This is a genomic window from Pseudoroseomonas ludipueritiae (genome assembly GCF_014490445.1).
GTDB lineage: Bacteria > Pseudomonadota > Alphaproteobacteria > Acetobacterales > Acetobacteraceae > Pseudoroseomonas > Pseudoroseomonas ludipueritiae.
The window spans coordinates 45,445-53,797 of record NZ_JACTUZ010000017.1 but is presented as its reverse complement, the minus strand read 5'-3'; the positions used below and the strand labels follow the sequence as shown (position 1 = coordinate 53,797).

The 8,353-nt window shown below is 67.9% G+C and carries 8 protein-coding genes and 1 tRNA gene; 5 read left to right on the top strand and 4 right to left on the bottom strand.

The annotated features are described in order from the left end of the window. The first annotated feature begins 256 nt into the window (after positions 1-256). Together pip and IBL25_RS07025 are read left to right on the top strand one after the other, a co-directional pair. Positions 257-1,207: a prolyl aminopeptidase gene (gene pip, locus IBL25_RS07030; RefSeq protein WP_187777843.1), complete on the top strand. Its 951-nt coding sequence runs from the start codon at positions 257-259 to the stop codon at positions 1,205-1,207. Between the two features lie 58 nt (positions 1,208-1,265). Next, positions 1,266-1,342, top strand: a tRNA-Arg gene (locus IBL25_RS07025). 502 nt (positions 1,343-1,844) lie between these two features. On the opposite strand, the gene IBL25_RS07020 is transcribed toward IBL25_RS07025, so the two are convergent. Continuing rightward, positions 1,845-2,666, bottom strand: a complete 822-nt coding sequence (locus tag IBL25_RS07020) for a formate/nitrite transporter family protein (RefSeq protein WP_187777842.1) — start codon at positions 2,664-2,666, stop codon at positions 1,845-1,847. Between the two features lie 262 nt (positions 2,667-2,928). Between IBL25_RS07020 and IBL25_RS07015 the strand changes: the two genes are divergently transcribed. Further along, positions 2,929-3,411, top strand: a complete 483-nt coding sequence (locus tag IBL25_RS07015; protein ID WP_238940261.1) for a DUF4112 domain-containing protein — start codon at positions 2,929-2,931, stop codon at positions 3,409-3,411. 252 nt (positions 3,412-3,663) lie between these two features. Here the strand turns inward: IBL25_RS07015 and IBL25_RS07010 are convergent, their stop codons facing one another. After that, the gene (locus tag IBL25_RS07010; protein ID WP_187777841.1) at positions 3,664-4,356 is read right to left on the bottom strand and encodes a hypothetical protein; all 693 of its coding nucleotides are present in this window, start codon (positions 4,354-4,356) and stop codon (positions 3,664-3,666) included. Positions 4,357-4,578: 222 nt separating this feature from the next. Next, complete coding sequence (locus IBL25_RS07005; RefSeq protein WP_187777840.1) at positions 4,579-5,493, bottom strand: LysR family transcriptional regulator; 915 nt, start codon at positions 5,491-5,493, stop codon at positions 4,579-4,581. A gap of 93 nt (positions 5,494-5,586) precedes the next feature. On the opposite strand from IBL25_RS07005, the gene IBL25_RS07000 reads away from it, so the two are divergent. Next, a complete protein-coding gene (locus IBL25_RS07000) occupies positions 5,587-6,018 on the top strand; it encodes a PACE efflux transporter (RefSeq protein WP_187777839.1) in 432 nt (143 codons plus the stop codon). 187 nt (positions 6,019-6,205) lie between these two features. Next, positions 6,206-7,198, top strand: a complete 993-nt coding sequence (locus tag IBL25_RS06995; RefSeq protein ID WP_187777838.1) for a Bug family tripartite tricarboxylate transporter substrate binding protein — start codon at positions 6,206-6,208, stop codon at positions 7,196-7,198. 137 nt (positions 7,199-7,335) lie between these two features. Here IBL25_RS06995 and IBL25_RS06990 read toward each other — a convergent pair whose 3' ends face one another. Further along, on the bottom strand, positions 7,336-8,316 hold the full coding sequence (locus IBL25_RS06990; protein WP_194433632.1) for a LysR family transcriptional regulator: 981 nt from the start codon (positions 8,314-8,316) through the stop codon (positions 7,336-7,338). Between the last annotated feature and the right edge of the window lie 37 nt (positions 8,317-8,353).

Below are 8,353 nucleotides of genomic sequence, written 5' to 3'. Positions count from 1 at the left end.
TCCGGCGCCTGCTCCGGCGGGCCGGGGCGGAAGGGCGGCTGCTGGCTCTCGCCGCCGCAGACGGCGCAGCGCACGGGGCCGGCGGCCTGCCCGGCCTTTGACCCGGTGGAGGAGGAAGAACTCGCCATAATGCCTAACCTAAGGACGAAGCGGCCCCGCGCGAAGGGGCGGCACACATTCCACCGCAAGAATCCGCGCCCCTTTTCCGCCGGAGCATCCTGTTGCGCCCCGGGGCCGGGCCGGGCCAAACTTCGCCATGCCCCGCGGAGACCTCTTTCCCGATATCGCCCCCTACGAGACCGGCCTGCTGCCGCTGTCCGGCGGGCATGTCATGTATTGGGAGCAGGTGGGCAATCCGCGCGGCCAGCCGGTGCTCTTCCTGCATGGCGGGCCGGGGGCCGGGGCGGGTGCGGTGCACCGCCGCTTCTTTGACCCGCACCACTGGCGGATCATCATCTTCGACCAGCGCGGCGCCGGCCGCTCCCGCCCGCTGGGGGAACTGCGCGACAATACCACCCCGCATCTGGTGGGTGACATCGAGATGCTGCGGCGCTTCCTCGGCATCGAGCAATGGATGCTCTTCGGGGGCTCCTGGGGCTCGACCCTGGCGCTGGCCTATGCGCAGGCGCATCCGGAGCGGGTGACGGGCTGCGTGCTGCGCGGCGTCTTCCTGGGCCGCCGGCAGGAGGTGGAATGGTTCCTCTACGGCCTGCGCCGCGTCTTCCCCGATGCCTGGGCGGATTTCGCCGAGCATGTGCCGGAGGAGGAGCGCGGGGACCTGCTGGGGGCCTATCTCCGCCGCCTCTGCCACCCCGACCCGATGCTGCACCTGCCCGCCGCCCGGGCCTGGAGCCAGTACGAGGGCATGTGCAGCACCCTGCTGCCGAGCCCCGACACGGTGGCGAGCTTCGCCCAGGACCGCACCGCCCTGGGGCTGGCGCGGATCGAGGCGCATTACTTCGCCCATGACCTGTTCCTGCCGCCGGAGGGGCTGCTAGGCGGCATGGCCCGCATCGCGCATCTGCCGGCCGAGATCATCCAGGGCCGCTACGACATGGTCTGCCCGGCGGAATCCGCCTTCGACCTGGCTGCCGCCTGGCCCCGCGCGCGGCTGACCGTGATCCCGGACGCGGGGCATTCGGCGCTGGAGCCAGGCGTGCGCCTAGCCCTGGTGGCGGCGGTGGAGCGCTTCCGCCGGCGCGGCTGAGAGCGCAACGAGGGCGGTGGACCGGCGGGCGCGGGACGGCTAAACCTTAGGGCATGGCGTCTCCGTAGCTCAGCCGGATAGAGCACAGGATTCCTAATCCTGGGGCCGTGGGTTCGAATCCCGCCGGGGACACCATTCTTCTCCTCGACAAGCTCGCTCGCCCGGCACCTGGAACCGCAGGTTGCGCCGCGCCTGGCGATGGGGCGCGGGAGTGCCCAGGACGGGGCAGGGTTTACTCTCCCGGAAGCCCACTCTCTTCGAAGCCGGGGCTTGGCCGGCCTATATCCCAGCTCGGGGGCGGGAAGGGGTTGGCGTACAAAGGGCGGCGCCGCTACTTCTTGCGAATGCAATCGGCCGAGCTGTCGGCTCGGTATCTTCCCCCTTGCCACCACCTGGACGAGACCGCGGCATTGGTGGGGAATCCGCCCTATCTGTGCTGGGCAGCGGAGGGAGAGCCGCCGTCCGGGCAATGACGACATGCAGGCTGTGGGAACGGTCTCCACATCCTGGTCGGGAAGTTTCGGCTTCGCGGTCTCGCCTTGGCCCTCTGACAGGCGTGGCAGATGCGTCATTCTGCCGGTGGCGGATGGTTTGCCGCTAGTGGGCCCGCATGCACACCCGCAACCTCTCGGGCCCCTCAGATTTCCTGGCGGACCTGCGCATGCGCCAGAAGGGCAAAGAGACCGGTGCCGCCGATGATGTTGCCCGCCAGTGACGGCAGGATCATGCCTCCGACTGCATGGCCAATCCCGACCTGGCCAGAGAACAAGAGGAGGAACGCCTCCGCACTGCCGGCAATAACATGGGTGAAGTCTCCGAGCGCGATCGCATAGGTCAGGCTCAGCACGATCCAGAACTCGCCGTTGGAGGCACCGGCCCGGATCCAGGCCACTGAAGCGATCAGGAAGCCCGCAGGAATGCCTTGCAGCAGCATCTCCATCGGCGTCTTCCGGAGCAGTGATCCCGAAACTTCCAGCATCGATGCCATCAGTTCCTCACTGACCAAGTGCAGATGGACATTCATGCCTGCCGCGATGCAGGTGCCAATCATGTTGGCAAGGAAGACGATCAGCCACAGCCGGACCGTCAGGCCGAATTTCCGCCAGCTCGGCTTCGCCATGTTGGGCAGCACGGTGACGATCGTCTGTTCGGTGAAAAGCTGCATGCGGCCGAGGATGACCATCAGGAAACCGAGGCTGTAGCCCAGGTCGGCGATCATCTCGCGCCCAGGCATGCCGGGTGGGAGCTTATGCTGCAGGGCTGCTTCGGCAATCACCGAGGCCATGATGGTCACGCCCCCTGCCAGCCCAGACCAGAACAGCGAGGCTGGGGGACGGCTCAGCTCCTCCTCGCCCTGCCGGCGGACAACCTCATGAAGAACTGCCGCTTTCGGCGCGGCGAGATCCTCAGCGTCCTGCTGCTCAGGCCGGCTTAAGCCTTCTTGATGCGCATCGGGCATGTCATCGTCTCCAGCAGCGCCGGCATGGTAGGAGCGGCCCGGGGCTATCAGCCTCTCCATCAATGAGCCAGGAGCCGATTGGTTCTGTGGGGCCGCTTAGAATCAGCGCCTGGAGCCAGTGGGCCTGGCCAGGCACCTCTCCGTGGCATCCGGAAAGCGCGATATTCTTCTCAGGCCCTGCCGTGGAATGCGTGTTGCTGCTGCCGGGGCCGTTGATGGGGGCGAAGCATCCCTGGTGCATCAAAGCGCGGCACCTGACCTGATGCTGGAGAACCTTGCCGCCGATGGCGCATGGCAGGCGTTAGTCTGCCATCGGCCGTTCTCTCGATTCCCGCAGGGGAGCATCATGCATCATTACACCACTCCGGCCGCTCCGCCGCCGGGCATGGCGAGCTACAGCAGCGGATCGGAGGCTCGTCTTGAAATCCTGGCGCGTCTTCTGGACAGCAGGTGGCGAGTTCCAGGCACGGGCATCCGGTTCGGGGCCGATGCCCTCATGAGCTTGCTGCCAGGCCTGGGGCCCGTGGTGTCCACGGCCGTCTCAGCCTACATCATCTGGGAAGCGCGCCGGCTGGGCGTATCCGGCGGAACACTCCTGCGCATGATCGGCAATGTCGGCCTGGATTCGCTGATCAGTTCGGTGCCGCTGGCCGGCTCCATCGGAGATGTCTTCTTCCGGGCCAACCTTCGCAACATGGCGCTTCTGCGGCGGCATCTTGCGCGGCGGCGCGGCCCTCCGCGCTGATCGTCTGCTGGCCGGCAACTCTGCGACAACAGCTGCTGCCCGGTGGCGGATAGCCTTTCCGCCACGCCCAGTCGCAGGCAGAAAGTCAACCGGATGATGCTCCGGTGTCCGGCGCCCTGGGCCGGAGCGCAGGCAGGCACGGCGCGGCTACGCCCCCGGCCGTGTCGTGCTGGAGGCTGGCGGGAGCCTGCGGCATGATGCGGCCGAACTTCCCTCGCAGGATCACGGCAGCGAGGAACATATCCACCTCCGTCAGCGCCGTGCGGCACGCCTGCGAACTTCGCCATCCCGCACAAGCTGCTGCATCACAAGGCGCATCACGTCAGGATCGACGGCGACGCTGAGGTGCCCGAGACCATCGGCCAGATCCGCATCGATCAGCTCGTTGCGCACCTGCGTGCATTGCGGCCTGGCCGGTGAAAGTGCGTCGCCTTGCTCCAGGCGGTACTGGATGGCGAGCCTGACGGAGCAGGCCACCTCGGCAGAGCCCCAGGCTTCGAGCAGCACCATGGTCTCAACCTGGATGCCGGCTTCCCCCAGCCGCCGGGCGAACCGGGCCGCAGCCGGGCCGCCGGCCGAGTAGCCATAGACCGCGATGGCGGCAGGGCGTGGCTCAAGTGCCAGCAGGTCATCGGCGGCCCTGGCCCATTCGCCCGGACGGTAGATATTGCCTGGCACTCCGGCGCGGCGGATCTCCTGCGCCAGCGCATCGGTCCCGGTGGCGCGGTGGCTCTCGCCCGACCAGTTCAGGCCGGTGAACAGCACGACCCTTCCGACATCAGGCTCAGCGGTGGGCTGCGGCGCTTCCTGGAAGTCGGGCACCAGACTGGCGCAGGCTGGCAATGTTGCGAGGAAGGCCAGTGCGGCCAAAAGAAGCGCGCGTGGCCGCGCCGCCCTGTATCGTCCCGTCACAACCACGCCCTTCATGGCCTCACGAGGCATCATTTACGGCATGGCTTTCCGCAGCTGAAGCCCCAGCCCCCGTGCCCCAGGGGTAAACCCGGGAACCGTATGCGCTGGCGGGCGGCTTGCCTGGGCAGGACGTGGGCGAAGGCAATGGACGCGGGCTGGCGGGAGCGCCGGCCCCTGCCGATGCGGAAAGCCGATGGCCCAGGCACGGGAGCCTGCCCACCCGCGGCGGTGGCCGCGCAAGGCCAGTCCGGCAGGCTACTGCGCCCCCTTAGGGGAAGCGGACGCGAGCCCGCCGATCCGGGTCGCCGCGAAGCGCTCACGCAGCCAGGCCGCGGCGGGGCCGCAGGGGCGCTGCTTGTGCCACACCAGCTCCAGCGCCACCGGCCAGTCGCCCTGGTCGAACTGCAGGTCCGGGGTGACCAGATCCGGCGCGGTCGTCGAAGCCGCGATCACATGGTCGGACACGAAGGCCCAGCCGATCCCGTGCTTCACCATCTCCAGGATCACCCAATGGCTCTCCACCCACCAGACCTCGGCGGCCACCCGCAGGCGCCGCTTCTCCGGCCCATCGCTGCGGGCGGCGATCAGGATCTGCCGGTGGCGCTTCAACTCCTCCCACTCCACCCTTTCCTTGGCGAGCGGATGGCTGCGCCCGCAGACGAGCTTGAGCGGAACCCAGCCAATGGTCTGGAAGCCCAGTTCCGCCGGCAGAACCTTCTGGCGCCACATCACGCCGAGATCGGCCGTGCCGTCCCGGATCATGCGGCTGACATCCTCCATGAGCGGAAACAGCAGCTCCAGCTCCACGAAAGGGAAGTGCCGGGAGAAGTCGGCGAACAGCGCGCCCAGGGCATGCTCCGGGTAGAGTTCATCGATCGCCACGACCAGCCGGTTCTCCACCCGCTGCTCCAGGCTGGTGGCGACGCCGATGAAATGCTTCCGCCGGTCCAGCACCACGCGCGCTTCCAGCAGCAGGCGCTCCCCCGCCGGTGTCAGCACCGGATGGCGCCCGGCACGGCTGAACAGCTCCAGCCCCAGGTCGGCCTCCAGATTGGCCACCTGGGTGCTGACGGCGGATTGCGCCTTCCGCAGCCGGCGGGCGGCGGCCGAGAAAGATCCGGCCTCCGCTGCCGCGACAAAAGCCTCCAGCTGTTCCAGGGATACGGTCATCTATCTGGTTACCAGATGGGTACTAACTTGTTGACCGAAGGATTTTAGATAGAAGGCGCGGCTTATCGAGCGTTTTCTTCAAGAGTTCAGATCATGCGTACCACTCGCGACCGTATCCGCCATGCCATCCTGTTCGAACTCATCGGCCTCGCCCTCATCATTCCCCTGGGCGGGCTCGTTTTTGGCCTGCCCGCCGAGACGATGGGCGTCATCGGCGTCGGCAGCGCCATGGCGGCCACGGCCTGGAACTACGTCTATAATCTGGGCTTCGACCACGCGATGCAGCACTGGGCCGGGCATACGCGCAAGAGCATGGGCCTGCGCGTCGCCCATGCCGTGCTGTTCGAGGCGGGCTTGCTGCTGATCCTGATGCCGCCCATTGCCTGGTACCTGGGCATCACCCTGCTGCAGGCCTTCGTGATGGATATCGCGATCGCGGCCTTCTACGTGGCCTATGCCTTTGTCTTCAACCTGGCCTATGACCGCATCTTCCCGCTGCAAAGCTGGAGTGAAGCCACGCGGTAAGGCGGAAACGATGGTCTCCATGCATTCAGGCGGGAAGGTCCGCCTGCTGCGGCATGGAAACGGAGCAGATGCCAGCGGGACGCGGGCGGGCACATGCCCGCGCCGTGGAATAGGACAGTTGGGCTAACTTGATCGCCCGGTGGGGGAGGCACCATACCGCGGCCGGATTTCTTCCCGGAGACTGCTCATGTTCCGTTACCCGGCCCGCCGCCAGTTCCTCGGCGCTGGCCTTGGCCTCGCCGGAGCGGCCGTTCTGGCCAAAGCCCCACTCGCCGCCGAGAACTGGCCCAGCCGCCCCGTGCGGATGCTGATCCCATTCCCGCCCGGGCAGGCGACGGACACCATCCTGCGCTACATCGCGGATGAGCTTTCGAAGCGCTGGCCGCAGCGCGTCGTGGTGGAGAATCGCGCGGGCGGCGCTGGCGTGGTCGGAATGGAGGCCGGGGCCAGGGCCGCCGCCGATGGTTACACCCTGGTCGCCTCGACCAGCGGCACCAACGGGATCAATCCCAGCCTGATCCCGAACCTGCCCTATGACGCGGTGCGCGATTTCACCTACATCACCACCGTCTTCACCATTCCGCTGCTGATCGTGGCGCATCCCAGCTTCGGGCCGAACTCGGTGCCGGAACTGCTCGCGGCGGCAAAGGCCGACCCCGGCGGCATCAACTACGGCAGTGGCGGGCCGGGCACCTCCCAGCACCTTTCGGCCGAGATGTTCGCCGGCCGTGGCGGCGTGAAGCTGACGCATGTGCCCTACAAAGGCTCCGGCCCGGCCATGGCCGACCTGATCGCGGGCAACATCCCCATGATGTTCGACAGCGTGGCCAGCGCGCTGCCCCACATCCAGGGCGGGCGGATCAAGGCCCTCGCCGTCACCTCGGCCGGCCGGGCGCCGCAACTGCCGGATGTACCGGCGATCGCCGAGTTCCTGCCCGGCTATGAGGCCATCGGCTGGGGCGGCCTTTGCGTCCCCGCGGCGACGCCGCGCGAGGTGGTCGAGCGGTTGAACAACGATGTCACCGCCCTGCTCCGCGATCCGCAGATCGCCGCCCGCATGCTGCAACTCGGTGGCACCGCCGCGCCGCAGACGATCGAGGGCGCCAATACCTTCGTCGCCAACGAGATCCGCAAATGGGGCGAGGTCGCACGGGCGGCGGGCGTGAAGCTCGAAGGCTGAAGCCGGCTGGATGAGGCCAGCCCTTGTGGCAAGCCCTGCGGGCAGGGTCACCTGTTCGCGGGGCTTCCTCGGCAGCTCCTGTTCATCCGGCAGCCGGGCCTGCCCGGCAGGCCCGGCTGGTGGCCTGTGGACCGGGCTCAATCCCCATCGCGTCCGGCGGCGGTGGCGCTGCGCCGGAGATGGTCCACGAAGCTGCGCGCGGCATTCGGCAGGCTGTCCAGGTCGCGCAGCATGATGCAGATCTTGGGATGCGCCCAGGGCTCGTCGAGCGGGATGAAGCGCAGGCCGTAAACCTCGCCCAGTGATTCCCGCATAAAGGAAGGCGCCACGCCGATCCCCATGCCGCTGCCGATCATCCGGCAGACGGCCTCGAATCCCCGCACGCGGATGCGCGTGCGCTTGGCAAGGCCGCTTTGCCGCGCGGCATAATCCAGCAATTGCGACAAGGCGCTGCTGTAGCCCTGCTCCACCTGCTCGTATTGCAGCAGGGCGGAGTAGGAGAGCTTCCGGCGGCGCGCCAGGGCATGCCCGTCCGGCACCACCGCCGACAGGTCGTAGTGCCGCCACGGGATCAGCTTCAGTGGTTCCGGCTGCAGAATATCAGGCCCGATCCCCACATCGGCGCGGCCTTCCCGGATGTCCTGCACGATGGCCGGCGTCTCGTATTCCTCCAGCTCGATCTTCACCTGCCGGTGCGCGCGGGAGAAGCTCTGGATCTCCGCCGGCAATCCGGCGGAAAGCGCAGAGGCGCTGGCCCGCACGCGGATGTGGCCACGCACGCCCTCGCTGTATTCCGCCATCTCCAGCCGCATGCGCTCCACCGCGCGGAGCAGCAGCCGCGCATGGTGCAGGAAGGCCTCGCCGGCGGGCGTCGGTATCACACCCTGCGTGCCGCGCTCCAGCAGCGCCACGCCCAGCAGCGCCTCCAGGTCGGACAGCCGCTTGCTGATGGCGGAGGGCACGATGTTCTCGCGCGATGCCGCGCGGGCGATGCTGCCTTCCTCCACCGCCGAGACAAAGAACTGGACCGAGGCCGGGTCCAGCCGGCGCGAGAAGCGGCCATCTCGATCCGAGATGGCGGGGCTCGTCACTCGTCGCTTGCCCGGCTGCACCGACACTGGCGATCCTTTCCTGCAGAAAGGGGAAACGGGCCTG

Bases quoted from the DNA above. Each gene is read 5' to 3' on its own strand.
- IBL25_RS07020 (WP_187777842.1), bottom strand. From the start codon at position 2,666: ATGCCCGATGCGCATCAAGAAGGCTTAAGCCGGCCTGAGCAGCAGGAC.
- IBL25_RS07005 (WP_187777840.1), bottom strand. From the start codon at position 5,493: ATGACCGTATCCCTGGAACAGCTGGAGGCTTTTGTCGCGGCAGCGGAG.
- pip (WP_187777843.1), top strand. From the start codon at position 257: ATGCCCCGCGGAGACCTCTTTCCCGATATCGCCCCCTACGAGACCGGC.
- IBL25_RS07010 (WP_187777841.1), bottom strand. From the start codon at position 4,356: ATGATGCCTCGTGAGGCCATGAAGGGCGTGGTTGTGACGGGACGATAC.
- IBL25_RS07015 (WP_238940261.1), top strand. From the start codon at position 2,929: ATGCTGGAGAACCTTGCCGCCGATGGCGCATGGCAGGCGTTAGTCTGC.
- IBL25_RS07000 (WP_187777839.1), top strand. From the start codon at position 5,587: ATGCGTACCACTCGCGACCGTATCCGCCATGCCATCCTGTTCGAACTC.
- IBL25_RS06995 (WP_187777838.1), top strand. From the start codon at position 6,206: ATGTTCCGTTACCCGGCCCGCCGCCAGTTCCTCGGCGCTGGCCTTGGC.